Origin of the sequence: Nocardia sp. alder85J (genome assembly GCF_020176955.2) — a bacterium.
GTDB lineage: Bacteria > Actinomycetota > Actinomycetes > Mycobacteriales > Mycobacteriaceae > Nocardia.
This window is the reverse complement of record NZ_JAIUCZ020000007.1, coordinates 298,565-324,778: the sequence shown is the minus strand read 5'-3', so window position 1 is coordinate 324,778 and position 26,214 is coordinate 298,565. Positions and strand designations below refer to the sequence as shown.

Annotated in this window: 21 protein-coding genes; 13 read left to right on the top strand and 8 right to left on the bottom strand. The window is 70.5% G+C overall.

Features of this window, described 5'->3' with window-relative positions; translation table 11 throughout:
- Positions 1-605: 605 nt before the first annotated feature.
- A complete protein-coding gene (locus LBW94_RS27290) occupies positions 606-1,739 on the top strand; it encodes a hypothetical protein (RefSeq protein WP_225054923.1) in 1,134 nt (377 codons plus the stop codon).
- A gap of 643 nt (positions 1,740-2,382) precedes the next feature.
- Positions 2,383-3,120, top strand: coding sequence for a DUF1906 domain-containing protein (locus LBW94_RS27285; RefSeq protein ID WP_225054921.1), 738 nt, complete (start codon positions 2,383-2,385; stop codon positions 3,118-3,120).
- 10 nt (positions 3,121-3,130) lie between these two features.
- Here the strand turns inward: LBW94_RS27285 and LBW94_RS27280 are convergent, their stop codons facing one another.
- Positions 3,131-3,499 (bottom strand): hypothetical protein, encoded by a 369-nt coding sequence (locus LBW94_RS27280; protein ID WP_225055113.1) that lies wholly within the window; start codon positions 3,497-3,499, stop codon positions 3,131-3,133.
- Between the two features lie 615 nt (positions 3,500-4,114).
- A complete protein-coding gene (locus LBW94_RS27275; RefSeq protein ID WP_225054919.1) occupies positions 4,115-4,885 on the bottom strand; it encodes a hypothetical protein in 771 nt (256 codons plus the stop codon).
- A gap of 294 nt (positions 4,886-5,179) precedes the next feature.
- On the opposite strand from LBW94_RS27275, the gene LBW94_RS27270 reads away from it, so the two are divergent.
- The gene (locus LBW94_RS27270) at positions 5,180-6,475 is read left to right on the top strand and encodes a mannosyltransferase (RefSeq protein WP_225054916.1); all 1,296 of its coding nucleotides are present in this window, start codon (positions 5,180-5,182) and stop codon (positions 6,473-6,475) included.
- Here LBW94_RS27270 and LBW94_RS27265 read toward each other — a convergent pair.
- Positions 6,420-6,710 (bottom strand): 4a-hydroxytetrahydrobiopterin dehydratase, encoded by a 291-nt coding sequence (locus tag LBW94_RS27265; protein WP_225054915.1) that lies wholly within the window; start codon positions 6,708-6,710, stop codon positions 6,420-6,422. The two genes, LBW94_RS27270 and LBW94_RS27265, sit on opposite strands and share 56 nt — an antisense overlap.
- Before the next feature lie 199 nt (positions 6,711-6,909).
- Between LBW94_RS27265 and typA the strand changes: the two genes are divergently transcribed.
- The 5 genes from typA (at position 6,910) to LBW94_RS27240 (ending at position 12,209) form a co-directional block, all read left to right on the top strand.
- A complete protein-coding gene (typA, locus tag LBW94_RS27260) occupies positions 6,910-8,811 on the top strand; it encodes a translational GTPase TypA (protein ID WP_225054913.1) in 1,902 nt (633 codons plus the stop codon).
- Between the two features lie 148 nt (positions 8,812-8,959).
- The gene (locus LBW94_RS27255) at positions 8,960-10,720 is read left to right on the top strand and encodes an ABC transporter family substrate-binding protein (protein WP_416276956.1); all 1,761 of its coding nucleotides are present in this window, start codon (positions 8,960-8,962) and stop codon (positions 10,718-10,720) included.
- Positions 10,717-11,628 carry an N-acetyl-1-D-myo-inositol-2-amino-2-deoxy-alpha-D-glucopyranoside deacetylase gene (gene mshB / locus LBW94_RS27250; RefSeq protein WP_225054911.1) on the top strand — a complete coding sequence of 304 codons (912 nt, stop codon included), beginning with the start codon at positions 10,717-10,719 and terminating at the stop codon, positions 11,626-11,628. The genes LBW94_RS27255 and mshB overlap by 4 nt, the downstream gene beginning before the upstream one ends.
- A 12-nt stretch (positions 11,629-11,640) precedes the next feature.
- Positions 11,641-11,799 (top strand): hypothetical protein, encoded by a 159-nt coding sequence (locus LBW94_RS27245; protein ID WP_225054910.1) that lies wholly within the window; start codon positions 11,641-11,643, stop codon positions 11,797-11,799.
- A complete protein-coding gene (locus tag LBW94_RS27240) occupies positions 11,796-12,209 on the top strand; it encodes a hypothetical protein (protein ID WP_225054908.1) in 414 nt (137 codons plus the stop codon). Before LBW94_RS27245 ends, LBW94_RS27240 begins: the two co-directional genes overlap by 4 nt.
- Before the next feature lie 51 nt (positions 12,210-12,260).
- Here LBW94_RS27240 and LBW94_RS27235 read toward each other — a convergent pair whose 3' ends face one another.
- The 4 genes from LBW94_RS27235 to LBW94_RS27220 form a co-directional block, all read right to left on the bottom strand.
- Positions 12,261-14,216, bottom strand: coding sequence for a GMC family oxidoreductase (locus LBW94_RS27235; RefSeq protein WP_225054907.1), 1,956 nt, complete (start codon positions 14,214-14,216; stop codon positions 12,261-12,263).
- A gap of 191 nt (positions 14,217-14,407) precedes the next feature.
- Positions 14,408-16,240, bottom strand: coding sequence for an APC family permease (locus tag LBW94_RS27230; RefSeq protein ID WP_225054905.1), 1,833 nt, complete (start codon positions 16,238-16,240; stop codon positions 14,408-14,410).
- Between the two features lie 108 nt (positions 16,241-16,348).
- A complete protein-coding gene (locus LBW94_RS27225; protein ID WP_225054903.1) occupies positions 16,349-18,163 on the bottom strand; it encodes a PH domain-containing protein in 1,815 nt (604 codons plus the stop codon).
- Complete coding sequence (locus LBW94_RS27220; protein ID WP_225054900.1) at positions 18,160-18,675, bottom strand: PH domain-containing protein; 516 nt, start codon at positions 18,673-18,675, stop codon at positions 18,160-18,162. The genes LBW94_RS27225 and LBW94_RS27220 overlap by 4 nt, the downstream gene beginning before the upstream one ends.
- Before the next feature lie 122 nt (positions 18,676-18,797).
- Between LBW94_RS27220 and LBW94_RS27215 the strand changes: the two genes are divergently transcribed.
- From LBW94_RS27215 to dapC, 3 genes are all read left to right on the top strand, one after another.
- Positions 18,798-21,422, top strand: a complete 2,625-nt coding sequence (locus LBW94_RS27215; protein ID WP_225054898.1) for a bifunctional FO biosynthesis protein CofGH — start codon at positions 18,798-18,800, stop codon at positions 21,420-21,422.
- Between the two features lie 143 nt (positions 21,423-21,565).
- Positions 21,566-21,889 (top strand): ferredoxin, encoded by a 324-nt coding sequence (gene fdxA, locus LBW94_RS27210; protein WP_225054896.1) that lies wholly within the window; start codon positions 21,566-21,568, stop codon positions 21,887-21,889.
- An 18-nt stretch (positions 21,890-21,907) separates the two neighbouring features.
- Positions 21,908-23,014: a succinyldiaminopimelate transaminase gene (gene dapC / locus LBW94_RS27205; protein WP_225054894.1), complete on the top strand. Its 1,107-nt coding sequence runs from the start codon at positions 21,908-21,910 to the stop codon at positions 23,012-23,014.
- Positions 23,015-23,105: 91 nt separating this feature from the next.
- Here dapC and LBW94_RS27200 read toward each other — a convergent pair whose 3' ends face one another.
- Positions 23,106-23,969 carry an oxygenase MpaB family protein gene (locus tag LBW94_RS27200; protein WP_225054892.1) on the bottom strand — a complete coding sequence of 288 codons (864 nt, stop codon included), beginning with the start codon at positions 23,967-23,969 and terminating at the stop codon, positions 23,106-23,108.
- A gap of 111 nt (positions 23,970-24,080) precedes the next feature.
- On the opposite strand from LBW94_RS27200, the gene LBW94_RS27195 reads away from it, so the two are divergent.
- Together LBW94_RS27195 and LBW94_RS27190 are read left to right on the top strand one after the other, a co-directional pair.
- Entirely contained in the window at positions 24,081-24,710 is a 630-nt protein-coding gene (locus LBW94_RS27195; RefSeq protein WP_225054890.1) for a TetR/AcrR family transcriptional regulator, read from the top strand.
- Between the two features lie 25 nt (positions 24,711-24,735).
- Positions 24,736-26,163 carry an acyl-CoA synthetase gene (locus LBW94_RS27190; RefSeq protein WP_225054888.1) on the top strand — a complete coding sequence of 476 codons (1,428 nt, stop codon included), beginning with the start codon at positions 24,736-24,738 and terminating at the stop codon, positions 26,161-26,163.
- Positions 26,164-26,214: the final 51 nt, after the last annotated feature.

Genomic DNA, 26,214 nt, shown 5'->3' with positions numbered 1-26,214 from the left:
GCGCGAACCACCGTCGTCGGCGAGTCGTCGCGTGATATTCCCGACACCGACACGTGCCCGACGGTTCCGGATCGCTTGCGTGCGGCCGCTGGAGACCGCTGTGACCGGCCGGGGGCGCAAATGCGCCGCGGGCGTCGACGGGGCACGGTTCGCCGGCCGATCCTCGCCGCGGGCGCGATAACCAGGACATCGGCGGGCGCGCCGCGTCCGGATCGGGCCGCTGGTTACACCCCGGCGACCTCGTATCCGATGCCGGAAGCGGTCTCCCGGGCCGCCGCGCCGCACCCCGCCCCTGCCCGCCGGTGGAAACCGGCTTGGGTGACATCGGAATTCACCGTTACCCCCGAGGTGTCCCACCGGGTATGGTCGGACTCGGTCGGTGGTGAGAGCTTCCGCCACGCGGGCGGGAGACTTCTACCGGTGGGGGAGGGTGCCCAGCGGGCATCACACCCTACGATGTACCCGGCGGCGCCCGGCAGCGCCGTCGTCGCGGACCCTGTCCTGCTGCCCCCTCATCGGCAGGACAGGGCTCCGTATTCTGTGCTCTCTGCGCTTCAACGCGGTATGCGCGTCCCCTATCCGACACAGCGAGGTTTCGGGAGCTCATGCGACAGTTCGCCGGGCAGGATCAACTCGTCTGGATCGATTACGCCGAATTCGGCCCCCGTTTCGTCGGCGCGGCGGTGACCCCGGAGCGGATCGAGGCCGCGGTGGCCGGAATGACCGGCCGGGGCATCACCATCGGACCGTTCTCGGTGGGCCCGGTGGGTCTCGCGGGTTTCGTCGCCGAGGGCAAGGTCGGCAAGCCCGTGATCGCGCCCCGGAACGGGCCGGAGGTGGAGTTCGGGGTGCGGTTGCCGGCGAGCCTGCATGTCACCATCACCCTCGGCGGTCAGCAGTTCCGGCTGGAGGCCATCGTCGACATCGCGTTGACGCTGCGCGCGCGGGCCGCGGATCCGCTGCTGATCGTGATCGATGTGCCGCCGGTCGAGCCGGACGACGTCGATTTCACCGTCCGGGCGCAAGCCATCGGCGGCATCATCGCCATGCTGCTGGACCCGATCACCGTGCTGATCCAGCGCGAGGTCGCCGCCCGGGTCAACGGGATGCTCGACGATCCGCAGACCCGCCGCGCCCGCATCTTCGACATCGCGGCCATCCTCGACGGCCGCCGCGCCCGGCCGCCGCTGCCGCCCCGGCTCGAGTGGCTCGGCTACGACGAGTTCGGCCGCCGTTTCTTCCCTCGCATCGTCACCGCCGACCGGGTGCGGGAGGTCGTCGAGGGCCTGGCCGGCCGGGTCATCGAGGTCGGCCCGCTGCGGACCGGTCCCGGCGCCGCCGCCACCGTCCAGGCCACCGGGGTGGTGCGGATGCCGCGGGTCGCCCCGCGCCCCGGCGCCGATCCGGTCTCCTTCGATCTGACGCTACCGGTCGAACTCGACCTCACCATCGACGCCCTGGTGGCCAACCGCTACCGCGCGAATCTGACCATTCCGCTGGTCCTGATCGCGCGGGCGGCCGAACCGCTGCTGATCGTGATCGACGTGGCCCCGCCCACCCCGGAACAGATCCAGGTCGATCTGCGCCCGCTGAGCTGGCGGGCCAAGGCACTGGGCGTGCTCGGTGGCATCCGCGGGCAACTCGCCACCCGGGTCGCCGCCGTGGTGCGGGACGAACTGCGGGACCTGTCCTTCCGCAGCATCGATGTGGCGGCCCGCATCGCCGCCGCGACGGATTGACCGCGTGACGCGTGGTGTTGTTGAGCCCCGTGTTCCTGGCGGTTCCGGTGTGAATATGGTGAAATGAGTCCGCGTTTCGCAGGCTCCCGGCGCGCAGGCGACACGGCTGTGTCGCCGGGGAAGGCGCGCCGGGTACGCTGCCGGTTTCCCGTGCGTCCCACCCGGTTCCGGCGCACAGCCGCACCGGATCGCCGACTTCACCTGTACCCGTACATCTTTCCCGATGTCACGACGCCACCGCACGACCCTGCTCCACCGCGACGACAGGACCCGACGAGGATGTTGTCGTCCGCCGCCGCCGGGCGGGAGTAAGTCACTCACCCGCGGCAGATTCACCCCGCCTGATGAAGACCCGCAGATGCGTACCGAAACCGTGCGCGGCGAGTGTTCCGGCATCCGCAGGTAGAGCGTCCTCCCTATCGATGACGCCGCGGCCCCACCTCCAACCACGGGAGCCGTTCGCCGCAGCTGCGCACCAGCCCGACCCCGGTCCCGCACCCTTCCGTTCGCGTGACCGGACCGTTGCGGGCGCCACCCCCGATGCTGCCGACCCGCTCGATCGGTCCACCCCGGATCTCTGCCGTCCGCACGACTTTTCGCTGCTGCTCGGAGGTAGGCCGGGCGGCCCACCAGAAGGAGCGCGATGCATCCCCGCAGGTTCACCCGCCGCACCCTGCTCGGCTACGGCGCCGCACTGGCGACCGCGGCAGCCACCACGGTCACCATGGTCGGGCTGTCGGTGGAGGACGCGCAGACCGCGGAGGCCGAGCCGCTCGGCACCCTGCTCGACTACGCCGGCGGCATCCCCGACGCCGACGCGATCCGCGAGGCCGGCCACGCCGGCGTGATCCGCTACGTCTCGGACCGCCGCCCGGGCGCGGAATGGATGGCAGGCAAGCCCCTACAGTCCCGCGAGGTCGACTCCCTGCGCGCAGCGGGCCTGTCCATCGTCTCCAACTACCAGTTCGGCAAGGGCCCCACCGCGGACTGGCGAGGCGGCCTGGAAGCCGGAAAGCACCACGCCGATCGCGGCGTGACCCTGCACCGCGCCGCAGGCGGCCCCGACGCCGCCCCGATCTACGCCTCGATCGACGACAACCCCTCCGCCGACGAGTTCGCCGACCAGATCGTCCCCTACCTCCAGGGCTGGCAGTCCGTGATCGGCCCGCAGCGCCTCGGCGTCTACGCCAACTCCCCGACCATCGAATGGGCCCGTAACGCCGGCCTCGGCGCCTGGTTCTGGCAACACAACTGGGGCACCCCCACCGGCTACGTACACCCCGCCGCGAACCTGCACCAATTCGAGATAGACCGCCGCTCGGTGGACGGAATCGCCGTGGACGTGAACTCGATCCTCACCACCCAGTACGGCCAGTGGTGACCCGCACCCCCTAGGTCTGACTGTGAAAAGTGGTGTCCCGCCGCAGATCCGGCTCGTCGTCCGGCACCACCCGCAACGCCGGCCGCCCCTCCGGCACCCCCCGATTCCCCAGCCACGACAGCAGCGACCAGCGCGAAACCCCGGAAAACGCCGACCCCACACTGAAGAACGACCCCACCGACCCGATCGACAACATCGACCCCACCGAGGCGATCGACAGGATCGAATAAGCCGACCCGATCGACAGAATCGACCCCTCGGAACGAATCGACAGAATCGACCGGCTCGACCGAGTGGAAAGAATAGATCGACTGGATCCACGCGAACGAACAGACCGATCGACGTGCAACCGAACATCCCCCTGATCACCAGTCGCCATACCAGCCGGTCTACCACACCCCTCAACCCGATCCACCCCCGAAACCCCGCACCTCGCAAAAGCAATCAAAGGGCAACCATCCTCACCCCGGCCCCGCCCCGCCGACAACCGGCCCCAACACCCGGCCCGGCCCCCAGGGCGCGGTCACCAACAAGCAGGCCAGACACCCCGGGTTCATTGCCCGGCCCACCCTAACCAACGGTCACCGTTCCGCAGGCTCACCCCGACTCGCCGCCGTTTCACGCCCCACTCTCCAACGCGGCCACCCCCCACAGGCCCGACAAGCCCCGACCCCCAGCGCGATTGCCGAACCCTGCCCTGCCCCCAGCGCGATTGCCGAACCCTGTCCTGCGCCCAGGGCGGTTGCGGAAAACGGCCCAACGTTAATGTTCTCGGCCCGTCTCGATTCTGGACTGACGGAGCGGGGGAGCGAAGCGGAGGAGCGGAGGAGGGAAGAATCGAGACTGAGGGGCCGAGAACCCGCCGGAGCGAAGCGGAGGCCAAAAATACAGCCGGTCACCCCCCAAGAAGGCAAACCCTCAGTATCCCCACCCCAACACAGATCCGACCCACCCGACCGGTCCCCGGTCCCCATCCCCCCAAACCCCGCCCCACCTAATTAACAGTAAAAAACCCCATAGTAGGAATGAACGAGCAGGTAATAGGCGCCTCGTCCGCCACCGCAGTGGTCAGCGACCCCGCCACCACCGCAACAACCCGTCCCCGCCCCGTATTCGCAATGGCAGACAACGTAGCCGGCCCATCCGGATTGATATGCAGCTCATCGGTCAACGGCACAGTCCCCGTCTGCCCGGTATCCAGATTCAACCACTGCACAGTCATCAGCGGATTCTGCACCGGCGTAGGCCCATGCGTCCCCAACGCGGTCATCACGAACCCGGTCTGCCCCGACTGCGGCCCCGGCAACGGCAGATCGGCAGGCCCGGGCACAGCCAGCGCAGTCGCCACCGAATCACTCTGCGGCCCGATACACCCCCGCCCGATCGACGGATACAAGAACTGAGCAAATGCCGGCCCGTCATAAGGAACAGCCGGCCCCCCGCCCCCACTCCCGTCCAGGAACGTGATCACCCCCTGCAACGTCTGTCGCACCTGCGGCGGCAACGGCGCCGAAGCCAGCACCGAACGCGCCTGATCCAGAATGGCCTGCTGCCCCGGCGAAGCAATGGCACCGGCAGCATGCCCGGTGGCGATCGCCCCGACGATCGCCGGCACCAGCGAAGCGAGCGCATCGATCGACACCCCCTCCGGCACCATCGGCACCGGATCGGCGACCGCAGCCGCGGGCGCGTGCGGCGCCGGGCTGGGTGCGGCGACAGCGGCCGGTGCGCACGCGAGGGTGACGCCTACCGCGGCGGTCAGCACGGATACGGAAATACCTCGGGTGCGAAGCACTGGTGTTGCCGTCCTTACCTCGGAGTCCTCACCGGAAGCGATACTGCCCGCATCACTTTCGCGACACTCTAGGGAAACGAATACCGGGTTGTACAGCTGCGACACGGCGGCCGCCCATCTTCATCCTCGGATACCGGAAGTTATCCCACAGTCGGCCCGCCGGACCGAATGCCCGGGCAAATGTTTCGTAACGGGCCGGGCCAGCGGTGATCGGCATCCGCGGGGTCGCTACTGTGGTGCTCGCCTGTCACCCGATCCGAAAGCATGCGCGCCGTGACTCGACTTCCCGCCCGTTCCCACTCCACCGGCGGGACCCGCGGACGCCTCGCGATTGCCGCGCTGGTCCTGTCGGTGCTGGCCCGGCTGTTGTGGATGCTGTTGTCGCCCAACGGCATCAATGTGGTCGACCTGCACGTTTACGTCAACGGCGCACATGAGCTGGGCACCGGCCACCTCTACGATTTCACCTACGCCGACAAGACACCCGATTTTCCCCTCCCGTTCACCTATCCACCGTTCGCCGCGGTCGTGTTCTATCCACTGCACTGGCTGCCGTTCGCCGCGGTCGCGGTGGGCTGGACCATCCTGACCGCGGCGGCGCTGTACGCGGTGGTGCGGATCTGCCTGGAGATGCTGGTGGGCCCGGAGGACAGGACCGAGCACTGGCGCACCCGCGCGGCCGGCTGGACCGCCGTCGGCCTGTGGCTGGAGCCGGTCCGCACCACTCTCGACTACGGCCAGGTCAACGTCTTCCTGGTGCTGGCCGCGGTGCTGGCCGCCTACAGCACGCTGTGGTGGCTGTCCGGACCGCTGGTGGGCGTCGCCGCCGGCATCAAACTGACCCCCGCCGTGACCGGGCTGTACTTCCTGACCCAGCGCCGCTGGGCCAGCGCCGTATGGGCCGCGGCAGTCTTCGCGGGCACCATCGCCGTGAGCCTGCTGATCAGCCCGAGCGAGACGCACACCTATTTCGGCCCCCTGATCGGCGACGCGAACCGGATCGGCCCCGTCGGCTCGGTCTGGAACCAGTCGCTGCGCGGCGCGCTGTCGCGCATCCTGGGCCGCGACGCGGGCGCGCCCTGGTACCTGCTCGGCCATCGCGTCCCCGACGGCCCCTGGTGGGTGGCCGCCGTCCTGGTGGCGGCGGTGCTGGCAGTACTGGCCTGGCGAGCGGTCGGCTCGGCGGACCGGCTGGGCACACTGCTGGTGGTGCAGTTCTTCGGCCTGCTGGTATCGCCGATCTCCTGGTCGCACCACTGGGTCTGGGTGCTGCCCCTGATGTTGTGGCTGCTGTACGGCCCGCTGCGGGCAGCCCGCGGCGCCCGCGCGCTGGCAGGCTACTGGCTGGTGACGACCCTGGTCGGGGTGCCGTGGCTGTTGTCGTTCGCGCAGCCCTCGATCTGGACCATCTCCCGCCCCGGCATCCTGGCCTGGCTGGGCGCGGTGGACGTGTTCGGCGTGCTGCTGTTCTACGTGTGGCTGATCCGAGTGCGTCGGCCCGCGGTCACGCCCGGGCCAGCCGATCTATCTCGGCTGCCAGCGCCACATCCTGCCGGGTGAGCCCGCCCGCGGAGTGCGTCGACAGGGTGAAGGTGACCTTGCGCCAGCGGATGTCGATGTCGGGATGATGGTCGGCCGCCTCCGCGGCGGCGGCCACCCGGGTGACCAGTTCGATACCCGCGGGGAAGGTCGGGGCCTGCACGGTCCGGGTGATGCTGTCACCCTCGCGGGTCCAGTCGGGCAGGTCTTTCAAGGCGGCGGCGAGCTCGTCGCCGGTCAGCAGCGGAGTGCTCATATCCCTGTTCTACCCCGGTGAGTGGCGGTGACGCGCGCGGGTGCGAGCGCCGAGGGGCGGGCGGCGGGCGGACCGTTCATCGTATTTCGGTACTGTGTAGCTGGCCGCATGCCCGGTGCGATGAATCCACCTGTCTTGCTCGAGGACCCTCGCCGAGGAGGGTGGGCCGCCCAAGTTACTTTCACCAGGAGGATCCAACGTGTCGTCTGTCGAGTTCCGCAATGTTGCCATTGTGGCTCACGTAGACCACGGCAAGACGACGCTGGTCGACGCGATGCTCAAGCAGTCCGGTGCGTTCGCCGAGCGGGCCGAGGTGGTCGACCGGGTGATGGACTCCGGTGATCTGGAGCGCGAGAAGGGCATCACCATTCTCGCCAAGAACACCGCGGTGCATCGGCACCACGCCGACGGCAGCGTCACCGTGATCAACGTGATCGATACCCCCGGCCACGCCGATTTCGGTGGTGAGGTCGAGCGCGGGCTGTCCATGGTCGACGGCGTCGTGCTGCTGGTCGACGCGTCCGAGGGCCCGCTGCCGCAGACCCGGTTCGTGCTGCGCAAGGCGCTGGCCGCCTCGCTGCCGGTGATCCTGGTGGTCAACAAGACCGACCGGCCCGACGCGCGCATCGAGGAGGTCGTCGAGGAGAGTCACGACCTGCTGCTGGACCTGGCCTCCGATCTGGACGACGAGGCCTCCGAGGCCGCCGAGCTGGCGCTGGACCTGCCGGTCCTGTACGCCTCCGGCCGCGAGGGCAAGGCGTCCACCACCCAGCCGGAGAACGGCAACGCCCCCGACGCGGAGAACCTCGACGAGCTGTTCGAGGTGTTGCTGAAGTACATCCCGGCGCCGAAGGGCGACAAGGACGCGCCGTTGCAGGCGCACGTCACCAACCTGGACGCCTCGCCGTTCCTGGGCCGCATCGGCCTGGTCCGCATCCACAACGGCACCCTGCGCAAGGGCTCGAACGTGGTCTGGATGCACGGTGAGGGCGTCAAGACCGTCCGCATCACCGAACTGCTCCAGACCATCGGCGTCGAGCGCAAGCCCGGTGAGGAGGCCGTCGCGGGCGATATCGTCGCCATCGCGGGCATTCCGGACATCATGATCGGCGACACCCTCGCCGATGTGGAGAATCCGGTCGCGTTGCCGCGCATCACCGTCGACGAGCCGGCCATCTCGGTCACCATCGGCACCAACACCTCGCCGCTGGTCGGCCGGGTGTCGGGGCACAAGCTGACCGCCCGCATGGTGAAGGCCCGGCTGGATCAGGAGCTGGTCGGCAACGTGTCGCTGCGGGTGCTCGACATCGGCCGCCCGGACGCCTGGGAGGTGCAGGGCCGTGGTGAGCTGGCGCTGGCCATCCTGGTCGAGCAGATGCGCCGCGAGGGCTTCGAACTGACCGTCGGCAAGCCGCAGGTGGTCACCCGGACCGTCGACGGCAAGATCCACGAGCCGTTCGAGGAACTGACCGTCGACTGCCCCGACGAGTACCTGGGTTCGGTCACCCAGCTGCTGGCCGCCCGCAAGGGCAAGATGGTGCAGATGAGCAACCACTCCGCCGGCTGGGTGCGAATGGAGTTCATCGTCCCGTCGCGCGGCCTGATCGGCTTCCGCACCGACTTCCTGACCGAGACCCGCGGCACCGGCATCGCCAACGCGGTGTTCGACGGGTACGCGCCCTGGGCCGGCGAGATCCGCGCCCGGCACACCGGCTCGCTGGTCTCCGACCGGGCCGGCTCGGTGACCCCGTTCGCCATGATCCAGCTGGCCGACCGCGGTCAGTTCTTCGTGGAGCCGGGTGCGGACACCTACGAGGGTCACGTGGTGGGCGTCAACCCGCGTGCGGAGGATCTCGACATCAACGTCACCAGGGAGAAGAAGCTGACCAATATGCGGTCGGCCACCGGTGACGTACTCGAGACACTGGCCAAGCCGCTGCAACTGGATCTGGAGAGCGCGATGGAGTTCTGTGCCGTCGACGAGTGTGTCGAGGTCACTCCCCAGATCGTGCGGGTGCGCAAACTCATCCTCAATGCCACCGAACGTGGCCGGGAGCTGTCCCGCCGCAAAGCGCGTGACCGCGCGGCGACGGGCGCGTAGTAACGTACGGGCGGCAAGATTTCGTGAGTGCAACTCCCCCGGCCAGTCCCTGCCGAGCGGTACTCGCGCAGGACCTGTGATCAACGTCAGGGGCATTTACTTGTATGGCCTGAACCGCAGAGAGGCGGGAAAGCCGCGGCTGCCGCGGGTGCTGACGGTGATACTGGCGGCATCGGTGGTGGTGCTGACCGGTTGTACGGCCAATCCGCCGCCGCCGATCGAGAGCACCGACAGCCCGAAGACCACCCCCGCCAAGCCGACCAAGAGCACGGTGGTGGTGGCCGTCGACGACATCGGCACCGGGCTGAATCCGCACCTGCGCTCGAATCAGTCGCCGGCCACCAACGCGGTGGCCTCGCTGGTGTTCCCGAGTCCGTTCAAACCGGTGCCCTCGGCGGTGCCCGGGCCGCCGGCCGGGGCCACCGACTGGGTGCCCGACACCGCGCTGCTGGTGTCGGCGGATGTGACCGCGCAGGAGCCGTTCACCCTCACCTACAAGATCCAGAACCAGGCGTCCTGGTCCGACGGCGCTCCGATCGCGGCGGAGGATTTCCGCTACCTGTGGCAGCAGATGATCTCGCAGCCCGGGGTGGTGGATCCGGCCGGTTACCGGCTGATCTCGGATATCACCTCGTCCGAGGGCGGTAAGACGGTCACCGTGGTGCTCAGCGCCGAATATCCGGCCTGGCGGCAGCTGTTCACCGATCTGCTGCCCTCGCACCTGCTGAAGGATTCTCCGGGTGGTTTCCAGCGCTCGCTGACCGTCGACCGCGGGCTGATCGACCAGAATCCGATCTCCGGCGGGCAGTTCCGGGTGAAGCAGGCCGACGCCGGGCGGGAGGAGATCCTGCTCGAGCGCAACGACCGCTACTGGGGTACGCCCGCGGTGCCGGACCAGATCCTGTTGCGCCGCGGCGGCACCGCCGCCCAGCTGGCCGAATCGCTGCGCTCCGGTGACGCGCAGATGGCGCTGGTGCACGGCGGCGTGGCGACCCAGGCCCAGCTGGCCGCGATCCCGTCGGTGCGCACCGCCACCATGCCGCAGGCCCGGGTGATGCAGCTGACCCTCAACGCGCGCAGCGGTGATCTCACCGACGTCCGGGTACGGCACGCGGTGCTCGGTCTGCTGGATCCGGTGCTGCTGGCGACCGTGGGCGCGCAGATCGGTTCCTGGGTGGATCCGGTCCGCGCGCAGGTGCTGACCCCGTCGGAACCGGGGTACGCGCCGACCGCGCCGCCGCGCCCGTCGCCGGAGGAGGTGTTCGGACTGCTGTCCGAGGCCGGTTTCGGACGGGCGCCGGAGCCGCCACCGGCGGGCAACACCACCACCTCGCCCGCGCCGCAGCCGCGCCCGATCGCCAAGAACGGCCGGACGCTGACCATCCACCTGGCCGCCGTCGACAAGGATCCGAGCACGCTGGCGGTCGCCAACACCGCCGCCGACCAGCTGCGCAGCGCGGGTATCGACGCGACGGTGCGCAGCCTGCCCGCCGACGAGCTGTACGGCAAGGATCTGCTGGACGGCAGCGTGGACGCGATCGTGGGTTGGGAGCGCGCGGGGGAGGATCCGGCCACCGTGCTGGCCTCCCGCTACGGCTGCCCGCCGGCGTCGCTGCCCGGCGGCGAGGACACCGCGGCGGTGGAGGCGGCCCGCAAGGCCCCGGCCAACGTGTCCGGTGTCTGCGATCCGGCCCTGCAACCGGCCGCCGACAACGCGGTGCGCGGGCTGGACGCGGCCAAGGTGATCGCCGACGCCGAGCCCCGGCTGTGGGAGCTGGCGACGGTGCTGCCGATCGTGCAGGACAACGGCGTCGCCGCGGCCGGGCCGCGGGTGGACGGGGTGTCGCTGAACGGCGCCATCCAGGTCGGCATCTTCGGCGGGGCCGCGACCTGGCGGCGACTGTCGTGAGCGAGGGCGGCCTGCTGCTGGTTCATGCTCATCCCGACGACGAGACCATCGGCACCGGTGGCACCATCGCGCACTACCGCCGCCGCGGCGTCCCGGTGACCGTGGTGACCTGCACCCTCGGTGAGGAGGGCGAGGTCATCGGCCCGCGCTGGGCCGAGCTGGTGAGCGCCCGCGCGGATCAGCTCGGCGGTTACCGGATCGGCGAATTGTCCACGGCGCTGGCCGCATTGGGGGTCGGCGAGCCGTATTTCCTGGGTGGCGCCGGGCGCTGGCGGGATTCCGGGATGTCCGGCACCACCGCGGCACCGCAGGAGGCCGAATCCGCCCGTAATCCACGGGCTTTCGTCAATTCCGGCGCCGCGGCGGTGGACGCGCTGACCGAGGTACTGCTGTCGCGACGGCCGCGGGTGGTGGTGTGCTACGACCCGCGCGGTGGCTACGGCCACCCGGATCATGTTCGGGCCCACCGGATCACGATGGCGGCGATCGAGGCTGCCGCCGGGAACGGCTGGGACGTACCGAAGGTGTACTGGACGGTCACCGATGCCGACGCGCTGCATCGGCACACCGTCGCACTGGCCGCGGAGGCCGTGCCGCTGCCGGCCGGCTGGCGGTTGCCGCTCGACGGTGAATCGGCCGGTGTGCCCAGCGAATCCGTCACCGCGGTGATCGACATCGCGGAAGTGCTGCCCGCCAAGTGCGCGGCGCTGCGCGCCCATGCCACCCAGGTGAGCGTGGCGCCCTCGGATCGGGTCTTCGCGCTGTCCAACGACATCGCGCAGCCGATCCTGCCGGAGGAGCACTACACGCTGGTGCGCGGACGGCCGGGACCGACCGGCCCGGACGGCCGGGAGCAGGACCTGTTCGCCGGATTGCCGGGTTGTCCCGGCGCCGGCGCGACGGAATGAGACACTGACCGCATGTACAACTGGAGCCTGCAGGATGCGATCGCCGCATTCGTCGAGAGCCAGCGGCCGTTCTGGCAATGGCAGCACGATCTGTACATGTCGGTGCTGTACGGATTCGCGGATACGCAGAGTCATCTGCTGACCCTGCTCGGCTTCCCGCCGGTCCCGTGACGGCCGCCCCCGACCGGCCCGCCGGTTCCGCACGCGCCTACGCACTGCTGGGCGGACTGCTGGCCGGGCTGCTGGTGTTCAACGGCCTGCTGACCCTGGTGCTGGAGGTGCTGTTCCTGCCGGCCTACATCGGCGGCACCCCGTTCCCGATCACCGCGCTGGTCGCGGCGGTGGTGAACATTCTGCTGGTACGCGCCATGGCCACCGTGGTGTCGCGGCCGGCGGCGCTGTCGCTGCCGGTGGTGGCGTGGCTGCTGGGTTTCCTGATCTGTTCCACCACCGGGCCCGGCGGCGACATCCTGCTGGTGGACAACTGGACGGCGCCGCTGCTGCTGGCCTGCGGCCTGGTTCCGGCCGGTTTCGTGCTGTTCCGGCGGACCTTCCTGCGACCGCGGGCCGCGGTCGCGTAGACGACCGCTCATCGCGGCGTCGGCCCGCCTCCACGATGATTCCGCACCGGCTCAGCGCAGCCGGGCGGCCAGGCGGGTGGCGTTCATGTACCCGACGGCCTCGATCGACACCATCGGGTTGACGCCTGGGGCGGTCGGGAAGCAGGAACCGTCCGCGACCACGATGTTCGGCACCTCCCAGGTGGCGCCGTCCGGATCGGTGGCCGACAACCGCGCCGAGCCGCCCATCCGCGCCGAACCCATGATGTGCAGGGCGCCCAGCGCGCACCGGCCCGGCCGGTATCCGGCAGTCCTTGCGGCGGTGGCGAATTCGGCGTGCGAGCCGCGCCGGCCCGGTTCGTAGCCGACCTCGGCCTGGTGGCCGGAGAAGATCCGGCGCGCTCCGGCGGCCGCCAGAATGTTCGCCGCGCCTGCGATTCCGGTGTGCAGATGGGCGGCGTCGTGGTCCGACAACCGGTACTTCACCACCGGTTCGCCGGTGCGGTCGACGGTCACGCTGCCGTGATCGCGGTCGCGGGTGATGACGCCGACGGCGTTCGAGTGGCCGAAGCCCAGCATGACCTCGCGGTGGTCGGCGGCGCCGTGCCAGCCGAGGAAGCCGCTGCCCAGGCCCGGATGGGTGGGCCCGGTCTCGTAGATGACCCCGTAGCCGTTGCCGTCCAGATCCGCGTGCTCGCGGCAGATCCGCGCCTGTAGCGCGCCCTCCCAGGGCCGGATCTCGTCGTCGAAGACGCCGAACACCGCCGTGGCCGGATGCAGCCGCAGATACCGGCCGATGTTCTCGTTGCGCAGCCCGGATCGGCGCAGCAGCGCCGGGGTCTGCACCGCGCCGGCGGCGACCACCACCGCGCGGGTGCGCACCCGGATCTCCACGCCGTCCGAGGTACGCGCCGACACCTCCTCGGCGCGGCCGTGGCGCACGGTGATCCGGCGGACGTCCGCGTCGACGACCAGCCGGGCGCCGGCGCTCGCGGCATCGGCGAGCCAGGTCTTGGTGACCGACCGCTTCGCGCCGAGGCGGCAGCCGTACCCGCAGCGGCCGCATTCCACGCCCGCGTCGCAGGCGTCGGAGACGTTGCGCGGCAACGGATCCACCGTCCAGCCCAGGGCGCGGGCACCGCGCTCGAGCACGCCGTCGCGGGCCGACAGCGGTGATCGGCCGGTGGTGACGCCGATCCGCCGGGTCACCGCCGCGAGCGCGTCGCCGAACTCCGCCGAAACGAACTGTGCCGCACCCAGTTCGGCCCATTCCGCTCGGACGTGGTCCGGGGTGGGCAGTGAGGTGCTCCAGTTGACGACCGTGCCGCCGCCCAGGCAACTGCCCGCGACCAGCGTGATCTGGCCCTCGGCGGAGGCGGACGGCCCGGCCGCGTACAACCGGCGCAGGGCGTCGAATTCGCCGGCGCCGAAATCCCGGTCGTCGTAGTAGTTTCCGCGTTCCAGCACGATCACGTCCAGGCCCGCGCCGGCCAGCACCGCGGCGGCCGTCCCGCCGCCGGCGCCGGATCCGATCACCACGACGTCGCAGGACAGCGTGGCCGGGGTGGCGCAGCGCAGCGGTTGCAGCGGCGGGGGCGGTGCCTGCTCCGGGGCGCCGGGCACGCCCGGATAGCCGAGGCGCTGCCACAGCGGGTTGGCGCCGGTCGGACCGGGGGTGATGTTGTAGGCCAGGATCGACGCGCCCTTCAGCGCCTGGAAGATCGCCCGCAGCGGGCCGAGGCCGGAGGCGCCGAGCCGCAGCAGCGCCCGCTCCCGGTCCTGCGGCGACAGGGCCGAGAACCGGTGCGGGCCACGGCCGGTCAGCACTCCGAACAGCGGTGCGTCCCAGACGTTCAGCAGCGTCGCCAGTTGCTGTCGGTCGGCCGCCCGGGGCGCGCGGGCCAGCAGCGCCAGCACGGTGTCGACCGCGCCCAGCTCCGAGGCGGACGGCAATCCCGCGCCGTCGCCCGGGAGGAACGTGTCGCAGATCAGGCTCAGCGCCGCGCGCTGCCGTGCCGTCGGTTCCATGACCACTGACCACCCTTCACCCCGCCCGTGCGGGATCCCGGTGAGTTCTATCACAGGATGTGAATTGGTGATCACTTATGCGGAAATTCACCAGTACCGGTGACTGTTCAGGCCAGAATTGGTGTTTACTTGAGGCGCGATTGCCGGGGTGGTCGACGCGGCGCGGCGCGCCGCTCCGGCGATCGCCCGGTTCAGTGGTCGAGGTGCACGGTGAGGGTGGCGACCAGCGCCGTCGTCCGGGTGCGCAGTGCGGCGGCCAGCACCGGGCCGCGCGGATTGTGCAGCAGGCGCTGCCACCAGTGCGGGGTGTCGACCTGGACCAGCAGCACCGTGACCCGCTCGCCCTTGCCGGTCTGCTTGCGGACGTAGCCGACCAGGGTGGCGATCAGGCTCCGGTTGGGGGCGGGCAGCACCTTCAACGGGATGCCCGGATCCCACCGTTTCCAGCGCGCGCTCAGGCGTTTGGTGGACGCCGGGTCGATGTCGGCGGCCACCGCGTGCACCTCGGCGCCCATTCCCAGCGCCATCTCCAGCGCTCGCGCGGTCATCGAACTGACCGCCACCACCGGCACCACCACCAGGGTGGGGCCCGCCGGCTCCGGATGTGGCGGGATGGTGCCCATGCCCAATTGCTGTGCCACCCAACCGTAATAGCGTTCGGTGCGGGCGAACAGCACGATCAGCGCGGGCACGATGAGCAACAGCAGCCAGGCGCCCTCGGTGAACTTCTCCACCAGCAGCACGACGCCCGCCACCGCGGTGAGCACGGCGCCGAAACCGTTGAGCGCCAGCCGCCACCACCATCCGCGCGTCCGCGCGCGCAGCCAGTGCCGCACCAGACCCGTTTGGCTGAGCGTGAATCCGATGAACACCCCGATCGCGAACACCGGCAGCAACCGATGGGTATCGGCGGACACGATCACCAGCACCAGCGCCGCCAGCACCGCGAGCGCGGCCACGCCGTAGCGGAAAACCGGTCGCTCCGAACGCATTCCGAAAAGATGCGGCACCCGGTTGTCGTGTGCCAGCAGCGACAGCAGTACCGGCAGGCCGCCGAAACTGGTATTGGCGGCCAGCACCAGCACCAGGGTCACCGCGAGATTGGTGAGATAGAACGGCCATCCGGTGCCGAACGCGGCCGCCGAGAGCTGGGCCAGCACCGTCACGTCGCCGCGTGGCACCGTGTGGTGGCGCCGGATCAGCACCGCCAGCCCCAGCAGCATGATGCCCAGCAGCGCACCGAGCGCGATCTCGGTGCGCTGGGCCCGTTTCACCGCCGGTGTGCGGAACGACGGCACCGCGTTGGCGATCGCCTCCACCCCGGTCAGCGACGAACATCCGGCCGCGAAAGCCCGCAGCAGCAACACGATTCCGACCGCGCCGGTCGGCGGCAGCGGCCCGGGATCGGCGCCGATCACCGCCACCGGCGTGCTGTGCGCGAGGCCGGCCACGATCACCGCCAGCACCGCCACCACGAACAGGACGGTCGGCCCCATCAGCACCCGCGCCGATTCCGCGACGCCGATCAGGTTGATGGCCGTCAACGCGACCAACCCGATCAGCGTCACCGCGAGCAGATGATGGGCCAGCGCCGGGAAGGCGCTGGCCAGGCTGGCCGCCCCGGCCGCGAGGCTGACCGCGACGGTGAGCACGTAGTCGACCACGAGGCTCGCGGCCGCGAGCAGACTGGCGCCACGGCTGAGATCCCGCCCTGCCACCGCGTAGGCGCCGCCGCCGTCCGGATGCGCGGCGATCACCTGGCTGTACGACATCACCAGTACCACCAGCAGTACCACGATGGCGATCGACACCGGCAGCGTCCACGACACCGCCGCCGCACCCGCGGTGACCAGCACCAGCACGATCGATTCGGGACCGTAGGCGACGCTGGTCAGCGCGTCCAGCGACAGCGCCGCCAGCCCCCCGAACGCGGTCAGCCGGAACTCGTCCCCTCGCTGATGGCGACGCAACCGCCGGTCGGCGATGGGCAGTTCCGGCACCGGATGCGCGATCTTGTCGGCCACCGCTCCATTGAACGCGGTCCGCCCGCGATCCGCGGTACCGACACATCGGTGGTCCGGACCCCCGGCCCCGCCGATGGCAGCACGTGGGCCGTCGCCGGGTGCGGTGACTCAGCGTGCGCCGGACATGCCCGGCGTCACCGCCTCGACGAGCGCCCAGGCCAGGTCGATCGGCACGTCCTGGACGTGGTACCGCTTCTTGCCGGCGGCGGTGGCGGCGACCACGGTGGCCAGGCCGGCGCGGCGCTGGAAGAAGGTGCGGCGGACGGTCCAGCCGATCACGCCGGGCGCCTCCAGGCAGTGCCGCTCCCGGTCCAGGCTGCCACTGCGGGTGATCAGCCAGGTCGGCCGGGCGCCGGAACCGGGGAGCACCACGTGCCCGAGCCCGCGGTACCGGTCCTCGGCCACCACCGCCGCGACGATCCCGAGCAGGACCAGGATCGCCCACACCCAGCCGGGAATATGGTTGCCGCCCAGCGATATTCCGAGGATGATCAGCGTGGCGAGCAGTACCGGAGCCAGCGCCCGGATGTAGCGTCGACGGTGCGCGCGCGGGCCGTGCCGCACCGGCGCCGCGGTCACCAGGGCCCAGGCTTCGGCCGAATCATGATGCTGTGCGGGTGAATTCGTATCACTCGCAGGCCGTGCCGCCCGGACGGTCTCCGAAAGCAGATGGGCCAGTGTGTGATCCACCGCGCCGCGCGGGGCCTGCGGCAGAATGCGTTGCCGGGTGCGGGTTCCGGTCATGACGGCCTCGAGCTCGGCGGCCCCGGCCAGCCGCAACAGCAGTGGTTCGTTCACCGTCGCGCCGCGCAGCCGGGACAGGTCCAGGGTGATCTGCCGGGTGGTGAACAGGCCGTGGCTGATGTGCAGCCGGCTGCCGTCGTCGATCACCCGCAGCCCGAAATAGGTTGTCAGATACCGCAGACAGGCCGCCGCCGCGCTGACCACCAGCAGGATCGCGATCCCGGTCAGCGCCACCACCGCCAGATAGACGCCGCTGTGCCGCCCCAGCCCCTGCACCGCGTCGGACCGCACCAGCCGGTCGGTGGCGCCGTACTGCGACGCCAGACCGACCAGCGGCCCGAAGATGGCCAGCCCGGTCAGCGACAGCGGCGCGTACCGCACCCACCCCGCCCGCCAGTGCCCGATCTCGACCCCGTCGGGCTCGGATTCGCCGAGATACCGCCCCCGCAGCGCGTCCACGGATTCGCCGAATGTCTCGAGCGCGCCGCGACCCGGCGTGCCGTCGGGAGCGACCCGGACGCGGGCGTCGAGGTGATCACCCGGCACCGGTTCGGCTCGGGCCGGGACGGCTGCCGCCGGGCCGGGTGCGTCGATCGGCGGGGCCGGTGCGGCAGTGGAGCCCACCACCACAGGCCGCGATTGGGCCCGGTCCAGCGGAGCCGGGCCGCCCCCCGGTGTGCCCGAGTGCGGCCGGGCCGCAACTCGATCGTCCGGCTGGACCGTGGCCGGGGCACGGGCCGGGCTCATCAGCGCGGCGCGCAGGGCGGGGACCGCGCGGGCGTCCACGCCGTCGAGGTGGAAGCGCTCCTCCCGGTCGGCGCGCTGGCCGGTGCCGATGGTCAGCACGGCCAGGCCGAGCAGGCGGTGCAGCAGGTCGGCGCGGACGTCGACCGAGCGGATGCGGGAGCGGGGGACGGTGAGGGTTTTGCGTTGCAGCAGGCCGCGGCGCAGTTCGACGGTGTCCGGGCCGAGCCGGTAGGTGGTGGTGAACCAGCGGGTGACCGCCATCGCGACGATCACGGTCAGGGCCGCCAGGCCCCACATCGGGTTGTCGTTGCGGGTGCCGATGATCACCGTGGCCAGCAGCACGGGGATGTAGCGGACCACCTCGCGCACCGGATGCAGCAGCAGCATCCGGCGGTCCAGGTGGTGCCAGGGCGTCGCGTCCGGGGTGGTCACGTCGCGTCACCGGGATCGGTGGCGGCGATCGCGGTCAGCTGCGCGGCCGTCTGCTCGGCGACCGGCAGGTCCAGCGCGGTGATCCGGACCGCGCCCGCCGAGGAGGCGGTGGTGACCGTGACCGTGGCGAGCCCCAGCAGGCGTTCCAGCGGGCCGCGATGGGTGTCGACGGTCTGCACCCGGCTCAGCGGGGCGACCCGGCTCTCCTGCGTGAACCAGCCGGTCCGGACGTAGACGGCGGTGCCGGTGATCTCCCAGCGGTGTACGGCGTACCGCCACAGCGGCACCGCGACCACATGACACGCGCCGGCCACCACCGCGAGCACGAGCGCGACCCCCTGTGCGGCGTGTCGCCGATCGTCGAGGGCGAACCACACCAGATCGGCGATCAGCACGGTCGCCCAGCCCAGGGCGGGGGTGATCGCCCAGAGCAGTTTCGCGCGGGGGCTCGGCCGCCGGGCCGGTGCGGCCATGATGCTGACCGGGGACGGGGGTGGCAGCGGCAGGCCCATACCGACAATCGTGGCACGCACCCCCGGCGGAAGTCTTGCGCCGGAGCCGGAATAGCCTGCCCGGACACCGGGTTGTGTCTCGGCAACGGACACCGGAGGGAGAACTGTCGGATGGTTGGCGCATGATCGACGGCGTGACGGATCTTCCTGTCCCGGGCATGCCGCCCGTCCCACCCGCCGCCTCGGCGATGCGCCGGGCGCTGCGCCGGGCCCGCGACGGCGCGACGCTGAACCTCGACGAGGCGGTCGTGCTGTTGCAGGCCCGCGGCGACGATCTGGCGGATCTGTGCGCCTCGGCGGCGCGGGTGCGGGACGTGGGGCTACGCGAGTCCGGCTACGCCGGCGCCGGGCCGCTGCCGATCACCTATTCCCGCAAGGTGTTCATCCCGTTGACGCATCTGTGCCGGGACCGCTGTCACTACTGCACGTTCGTCACCGTGCCGGGCAAGCTGCGGGCCGCGGGCCGCGGCATGTACCTGGAACCGGACGAGGTGCTGGAGATCGCCGCGCGCGGGGCCGAACTGGGTTGCAAGGAAGCGCTTTTCACCCTCGGCGACCGGCCGGAGGAGCGGTGGCCGGAGGCCCGGCAGTGGCTCGACGAGCGCGGCTACGACTCCACCCTGGACTACGTGCGCGCGATGTCGATCCGGGTGCTGGAGGAGACCGGCCTGCTGCCGCACCTGAATCCGGGCGTCATGTCGTGGGCGGAGATGTCGCGGCTGAAGCCGGTGGCGCCGTCGATGGGCATGATGCTGGAGACCACCTCCGAGCGCCTGTTCACGCAGAAGGGCGAATGCCACTACGGCAGCCCGGACAAGGATCCGGCGGTACGGCTGCGCGCGCTGACCGACGCGGGCCGGCTGTCCATCCCGTTCACCACCGGCATCCTGATCGGCATCGGTGAGACGCTGGTCGAACGCGCCGAGTCGATCATGGCGATTCGCCAGGCGCACAAGGCTTTCGGGCACGTGCAGGAGGTGATCGTGCAGAACTTCCTGGCCAAGCAGGACACCGCCATGCGCGACACCCCCGATGCGAACCTGGCCGAGTTCCGCGCCGCGATCGCCCTCACCCGGCTGCTGCTCGGGCCGAAGATGCGGATCCAGGCGCCGCCGAATCTGGTCTCGCTGGACGAGTGCCGGATGCTGCTCGCGGCGGGCGTCGACGACTGGGGCGGCGTCTCGCCGCTGACCCCCGACCATGTGAATCCGGAACGGCCCTGGCCGAATCTGGACGTGCTGGCCGAGGTGACGGCCGCGGCGGGCTACACCCTCACCCAGCGGCTGACCGCCCACCCGAAGTACGTGCTCACCGGCAATCCGTGGATCGATCCGCGGGTGGCCGGGCATGTCGCCGCCCTGGCCGATCCGGTGACCGGCCTGGCCCGCGATGTGAATCCGGCCGGCAGTCCGTGGCAGGAACCGGACCAGGACTGGGCGTCGGCCGGCCGGGTCGACCTGCATACCGCCATCGACAGCGAGGGCCGGAACACGGTGTCCCGCAGCGATTCCGGGCTCGGCTCGGGGCTCACGGGCGCGTTCGGCGACTGGGAGACGGTGCGCGAGCAGGCGGTGTCGCTGTCGGCGCCGGCGCGACTGGACACCGATGTCACCGCGGCCCTGCGCGCCGCCGAGCGTGATCCGGCCGGGCTCACCGACGACCAGTACCTGGCACTGGCCACCGCCGACGGCCCGGAGCTGGACGCCGTCGCCGCGCTGGCCGACGAGCTGCGCCGCGACGCCGTCGGTGACGTGGTCACCTACGTGGTCAACCGGAACATCAACTTCACCAACATCTGCTACACCGGCTGCCGGTTCTGTGCCTTCGCGCAGCGCAAGGGCGATGCCGACGCCTTCGCCCTGTCCGCCGAGGAGGTCGCCGACCGGGCCTGGGAGGCGTACGTCGAGGGCGCCACCGAGGTGTGCATGCAGGGCGGTATCGACCCGGATCTGCCGGTTACCGGATATGCCGATCTGATCCGGGCGGTGAAGAAACGGGTGCCGTCGATGCATGTGCACGCGTTCAGCCCGATGGAGATCGTCAACGGCGCCTCCCGCGGCGGCGCGAGCATCCACGACTGGCTGTCGTCGCTGCGTGAGGCCGGGCTGGACACCATGCCCGGCACCGCCGCGGAGATCCTCGACGACGAGGTGCGCTGGGTGCTCACCAAGGGCAAGTTGCCCGCGTCGGCGTGGGTCGAGGTGATCAGCACCGCGCACCGGCTCGGTATCCGGTCCAGCTCGACCATGATGTACGGCCACGTGGACAATCCGAAGCATTGGGTCGGGCATCTGCGGGTGATCCGCGGCATCCAGGACGAGACCGGCGGTTTCACCGAATTCGTACTGCTGCCGTTCGTACACCAGAGCGCGCCGCTGTATCTGGCCGGCGCGTCGCGGCCGGGCCCGACCGTGCGCGAGAACCGCGCGGCGCATGCCCTGGCGCGAATCATGTTGCACGGCCGCATCGCCAACATCCAGACCAGCTGGGTGAAACTCGGCACCCGCGGCACCCGGCTGATGCTCCGCGGCGGCGCCAACGACCTCGGCGGCACCTTGATGGAGGAGACCATCTCCCGGATGGCGGGCTCCGAGCACGGGTCCGCGAAGACGGTCGCCGAGCTGGTCGACATCGCGGAGGGCATGGGCCGCCCGGCCCGGCAGCGCACCACCACCTACGGGGCGCCGCCGCAACGGACCCCACTGCCGCTGCCGGTCGGTGCCGCGACGGCTACTGTGGACCGGTGACGAGCGGTGCCGCACGTCATCGACGATGGTTACCGCCGGAGGCCGTGTTGAGGCAAGGCTGATCGGCAGTAACCTGAGGCCTGAGGATACTGTGTCGGGGGCGGAACACCCGCAGGCCAGGACCAGACTAGGAGAGAGCGGCAGTGCCGTACATCATCGCTGAACCGTGCGTTGACGTGAAGGACAAGGCGTGCATCGAGGAATGCCCCGTGGACTGCATCTACGAGGGTGGTCGCATGCTGTACATCCATCCGGACGAGTGCGTGGACTGTGGTGCGTGTGAGCCGGTGTGCCCGGTGGAGGCGATCTTCTACGAGGACGACACCCCGGATCAGTGGAGCGGCTACGTGAACGCCAACGTCGATTTCTTCGACGACCTGGGCTCCCCGGGTGGCGCGACGAAGGTCGGCAAGGTCGATTTCGACCCGCCGTTCATCGCCGCGCTCCCGCCGATGGCCGCAGAATAAGCGGGTAGGTAGCCGACGTTGTCTACGCGTGGCCCGGTCAGTTCGCTGCTGCCCGATTTCCCTTGGGACACCATCGCCGCCGCCAAGGCGCGCGCGGCGGCGCATCCCGACGGCATCGTCGACCTGTCGGTCGGCACCCCGGTCGATCCGGTCGATCCGCTGATCCGGGCGGCGCTGGCCTCGGTGTCGGAGGTGCCCGGCTATCCGCAGACGCACGGCACGCCGGAGCTGCGCGCGGCCACCGTCGACGCGCTGAAACGTCGCTACGGCATCACCGGGATCGACCCCGCCGCGGTGCTCCCCGTGATCGGCACCAAGGAACTGATCGCCGGGCTGCCGCGGCTGCTCGGCCTGGGCGCCGACGATCTGGTGGTGATCCCGGAGGTCGCGTACCCCACCTACGAGGTCGGCGCGCTGCTGGCCGGGACCCGGATCCTGCGGGCCGACGGCCTGACCCGGCTGGGTCCCGAGCGGCCCGCGCTGATCTACCTGAACTCGCCGTCCAACCCGACCGGCAGGGTGCTCGGGGTCGAGCATCTGCGCAAGGTCGTCGAATTCGCCCGGGAGCGTGGGGCGATCGTCGCCTCCGACGAGTGCTACCTCGGCTTGGCCTGGGACGAGCCGGCGGTGTCGCTGCTCGACCCGGCGGTCTGCGACGGTGACCACACCGGCCTGCTGGCCATCCACTCGCTGTCGAAGACCTCGAATCTGGCCAGCTACCGCGCCGGATTCCTGACCGGTGACCCGGCCCTGGTGCGGGAACTGCTGGAGGTGCGCAAACATTCCGGCCTGATCGTGCCGCTGCCGGTGCAGGCCGCGATGACGGCCGCCCTCGGCGACGACGCGCACGAGCACCAGCAGCGCGAGCGGTACCGCCGCCGCCGGGAGATCCTGCGGAATGCCTTGGAGCAGGCCGGTTTCCGGATCGACGACTCGCACGCCGGGCTGTACCTGTGGTCCACCCGCGGCGAGAACGCCCGGGTCACCCTGGACGAGCTGGCCGAGCGCGGCATCCTCGCCGCCCCCGGCGACTTCTACGGTCCGACCGGTACGCAACACGTGCGGATCGCGCTGACCGCCACCGACGAGCGCATCGCGGCGGCGGTGCAGCGCCTCGCGGCCTGATCCCGGTGTTCGGCTGTTCGCCGGCAGGTGCGTTGCGGGCCTGGTCCGCCACGCCGAGCGGGCCGGCGGCCGCGATCGGACCGGGCCCCGCTCACACCAGCGGCAGGCCGAACCGCCGCCGGACCCGCATGTCGAACAGATAGGTGTTCAACGGCATCGCGCGGATCACCGGCGGCAGCCGCCGCCACACCACCGAGACGCTGCGCAGCATCAGGCGGTACCGCCGTTCGTTGCGCGCGGTCCAGGTCATCCCCATCTCGTCGCGCAGGTGCTGCGGCAGCAGCGCGGTGACCCCGAAACGGTGGAATTGCCCGAACAGCACCTGATTCCAGCGCGGCATCATCTTCAGATCGATGAGGTCGTCGAAGTACCGCCGCACCGGCTCGTCGATGGTCCGCTCGGCCAGCTTCTCGTCCCAGTACCGGTAGAAGGCCGCACGGTCCGGCGGCCACATCTCCGGCCGCATCTGCAAGGTGGTGCCGAGCCGGGCGCTGTAGCGGTAGAAGCGTTCGGCCAGTTCGGGTTCCATCGCCCCGTGCATGCGGGTGTACAGATCGTCCACACCCCAGTACAGGCAGGCGGCCACCCACAGCTGGAGCTCCGGATCGAAGGCGTTGTACTTCACCGGACTGTCCGGCCCGGAGTGCACCGGGCGATGGGATTCGTTCACCGCCCTGCGGTAGTCCGCCCGATCCGCCTCGGTGCCCATCCAGGCCACCGCGAGGTAGGTGAGGGTGGTGCGCAGCCGCTTGAGCGGATGCAGCGTCACCTTGCCGCTGTCCACGGTGCTCTCCAGCACGCCGTAGCCGACCGGCGGATGGGACAGCTGCATGATCACGTTCGCGACCCCGCCGAGGAAGGCGGCGATGCCGTCGATGTGCATCCGGGCCTCGGCCGGGGTCAGCACGGCCGGTGGGGTGGGTGGCCCGTCGAGGCGGGGCTGGGTGGACGTCATCGTCGGTCGGCTCCTCGGTCACGCGTTACCTGGTGAAGCTCGGGATGGTGAGAAACTTCTCACCTCACTTTCTCATCGAGATCATCGGGTGTCAATTGCTACAGTTCAGTCGTGGTGAAGCTGGCGAAACTGTTGCCGCTGGTCCGTGGAGCGGGCGCCGAGGACGACAATCAGGCCGCGGTACTGGACGCGGCCCTGCTGGCCTTCCTGGACTTCGGCATCAAGCGCACCAGCATGACCGAGGTCGCCCGCCGCGGCGGCCTGTCCCTGGCCACGCTGTACCGCCGCTTCGCCGGGAAGTCCGAACTGGTCCAGGCGGTCGGCCTGTGGCAGGCCCGTCGCTTCGTCGAACAGGTCGACGCCGCGGTGCAGCGCCAGATCGATCGCGACGCGGACGCCGAGGACCAGATCGTGGAGCTGTTCATCGCCTTTCTGGACGGCCTGCGCCGCAACCGCCTGCTGGAACGCCTGCTCGCCACGGAACCGGAGATCGTGCTGCCCTACCTGACCACCCGCGGCGCCCCCGTGATCGAGCTGGGCCGCGACTACCTCGCCGAATTCGTCACCCGCCTGCAAGCCGAAGGTAAACTGCCGCACTACGATCCGCTGCCGATAGCGGAGATGGTCGCCCGCACCTCACTGTCCCTGGCGCTGACCCCGCAAACGGTGATCCCGATCGACGACGACGCGGCCGCCCGCCGCTTCGCCCGAGCCCACGTGGTACCGGGCTTCCTGGTGTAGTCCGCCCCCCGTTTAGGCTGGGTGGATGTCGTTCGGATCGCTGCCGCTGCTGCGCTCGCTGAACCCGGCCGCCGTGGCCGCCGGGGCGGACCTGCCCGATGCCGTCACCATCGACGGTGTCACGTTGTCGCGCAGCGATCTGATCGGCGCGGCCACCTCGGTGGCGGAGCGGGTGGCGCAGGCGCGCCGGGTGGCCGTGCTGGCGCGGCCTACCGTGACGACGGTGCTGGCGGTCGTCGGCTGCCTGATCGCCGGGGTCACCGTGGTCCCGGTGCCGCCGGATTCCGGAACGGCCGAACTCGACCACATCCTCCGCGATTCCGGCGCACAGGCCTGGCTCGGAGAGTCGCCCGAGGGAACGGCGCTACCGGTGCTGCCGGTGCGCCGCCACGCGCGCTCATGGCACACCTACACCGAACCCTCCTCGGACTCCACGGCTTTCGTGCTGTACACCTCCGGCACCACCGGGGCGCCGAAAGGAGTGCTGCTCAGTCGCGGCGCCCTCGCCGCCGGCCTGGACGCACTGGCCGAGGCCTGGGCATGGACTTCGAAAGATGTTCTGGTGCACGGGCTCCCGCTGTTCCACGTACACGGCCTGATCCTCGGCCTACTGGGCCCGCTGCGAGTCGGCAGCCCCCTGGTCCATACCGGAAAACCGACCCCCGCGGCCTACGCGGCCGCCGCGGGCACCCTCTATTTCGGCGTGCCGACCGTCTGGTCCCGGATAGCCGAAGACCCTTCCGCCGCAAAGGAATTGGCAGCAGCGCGACTGCTCGTATCGGGCAGCGCCCCACTGCCGGTCCCGGTGTTCGAGAAGTTGCGCGAGCTGACCGGCCTGACCCCGATCGAGCGATACGGCATGAGCGAAACCATGATCACCCTCTCCACCCGTGCCGACGGCGAGCGCCGCCCCGGCTGGGTGGGCGTCCCGGTCGCCGGCGTGCAGACCCGTCTGCGCGACGAGGCGGGTGCCGATATCCCGCACGACGGCGAAACCGTCGGCGGCTTGCAGGTCCGCGGCCCCATGCTGTTCGACGGATACCTGGGCCGCCCCGAGGCCACCGCCGCCTGCTGGACCGAGGACGGCTGGTTCGTGACCGGCGACGTCGCCGTGATCGCCCCCGACGGATTCCACCGCATCGTAGGCCGGGAATCGGTGGACCTGATCAAGTCCGGCGGCTTCCGGATCGGCGCCGGCGAGATCGAAACCGCCCTGCTGGGCCATCCCGACGTCGCCGAAGCCGCGGTGGTCGGCGTACCCGACCCCGACCTGGGACAACGCATAGTCGCCTTCGTGGTCCCCCGCGAAGGCGCCCCGGATTCCCTGCCGCAGCACCTGATCAACCATGTGGCGCAACAACTCTCGGTACACAAGCGCCCCCGCGAAGTACGCCTGGTACAAAGCCTGCCCCGCAACGCGATGGGCAAGGTCCAGAAGAAGCAACTGACCTGACCGTCACCGCGCGATGCGCACGCGAGTTGCCGTTGACCTCAACCTAGCTAG